The sequence below is a fragment of the Serratia sp. H1w genome (genome assembly GCF_000633355.1).
Taxonomy (GTDB): domain Bacteria; phylum Pseudomonadota; class Gammaproteobacteria; order Enterobacterales; family Enterobacteriaceae; genus Chania.
In genome coordinates this window covers 1-1,638 of record NZ_AYMQ01000220.1, presented here as the reverse complement: position 1 = coordinate 1,638, position 1,638 = coordinate 1, and the positions used below count along the sequence as shown (strand labels likewise).

Sequence of the window (1,638 nt, the reverse complement as noted above, 5' to 3'; positions counted from 1 at the left end):
GATGTGCGCATTGGTGCCACTCATACCAAAGGCGCTGACCCCGGCAATGCGCGTTTTTTCGCCCCGAGGCCACGGGATGGCCCTGTCGGCCACCCTGACCGGCAGGGCGTCCCACGGGATATGCGGGTTGGGGGTGGTGAAGTGCAGGTTCTGCGGGATGCGCTGATGCTGCAACGCCAGCACCGTCTTGATCAGCCCGGCGATCCCGGCGGCGGCATCCGTATGGCCGATGTTGCTTTTGACCGAGCCAAGGATCAGCGGCCGGTCGGTATTGCGTCCCTCGCCGAGTACCGCGCCCAGCGCCTGCACCTCAATCGGGTCGCCGAGCCGCGTGCCGGTGCCGTGGCACTCCACGTAGTCGACGTCGGCAGGCTGCACCCCGGCCTGCTGCAAAGCGGCACGAATGACCGCCTCCTGCGCCGAACCACTGGGTACCGTCAGACCCTGGGTATGGCCGTCATGATTGATGGCACTGCCGCGGATCACAGCAGCAATGCTATCGCCATCGCGCAATGCATCACTCAGTCGCTTCAGAATCACGACACCACAACCTTCGCTGCTAATAATGCCATCAGCTTCAGCGTCAAAGGTTCTGCATGCGCCGCTTTTGCTCATGTGATTCAGCTTTAACCATGACCGCACCTCCTGATTATCACGCGGCACCAGCCCAATTCCCCCGGCCAAAGCGACTTCGCATTCTGATGAGCGCAGCGCCTTCACTGCCAGATGTAAAGCAACCAATGAGGAAGAGCAGGCGGTATCCAAGGTTAATGAAGGGCCGCGAACCCCGAGGATATAACTCAGCCGCCCAGCAATAAAACTATCGAGTGAACCGGTTACATCCCAGGCATCCGGCAGGTTTTCAGCCTGCGCAGTTCGATCGGTGTTGCCTTTCGATGCACCAACAAAAATACCCACCGAAGGTTGCTCATCCTTGTCCAGGCTCAATCCAGCGTTTTCAATTGCCTCCCATGCCTGCTCAAGAAATATTCTTTGCCTGACATCCATTTTTTTTGCTTCACGCGGAGAAATATTGAAGAACCCGGCATCGAAATAGTCGATATCGTGCATCAATCCGCAAGTAAGGGTATCGTTTTCAACCTGATAACGAGTCAAATGTGATCCCCCCGTTTGCAGCATATGCCATAATTCATGCAGGTTGTTCGCACCGGGAAGCCGGGCGCTCAAACCAATAATCGCAATGGGTTCTTTTTCTTTATATTTCAGCGTCCCCACTTCGCCTTTCAATTTTTGTATAACAGCTGCAGCCTGGCGGAGACTACTTTCAATTGAAGTCATCTTCCTCTTCCTTTATAAACCTTAAAAAACGGCTAGCAACATCAGCAGGGAAATCATCTATTCCCTGAAGTCTGATGGCATATTGAGATAGTGCTAAATGGCTCTGCGAATATTAAGCAGAAAACGTGACTATTTTAAATATCGACACATTCTCCAGAAATAAAACGCTGAATATCTTCAACCGACATTTCATCCATTGGTTCTTCTGGTGCATTCACTCTTTGTATTACCGATTCAGAATAATCGGTAGTTTTTCCTACCCATGTTTCTTTAGCAAGATATGAGCACAGCTCTCTCACACTCGGATATTTAAACAGCTCAGCGATGGTGATATTTTTC

2 protein-coding genes are annotated in these 1,638 nt (G+C 52.2%); both read right to left on the bottom strand.

The window, feature by feature from the left end; all coding sequences use genetic code 11:
* A partial coding sequence (locus U869_RS0128945) for a polyketide synthase (protein WP_025124036.1) occupies window positions 1-1,299 on the bottom strand: 1,299 nt, incomplete at its 3' end.
* A gap of 134 nt (window positions 1,300-1,433) precedes the next feature.
* A partial coding sequence (locus U869_RS29915; RefSeq protein ID WP_037439868.1) for a hypothetical protein occupies window positions 1,434-1,638 on the bottom strand: 205 nt, incomplete at its 5' end.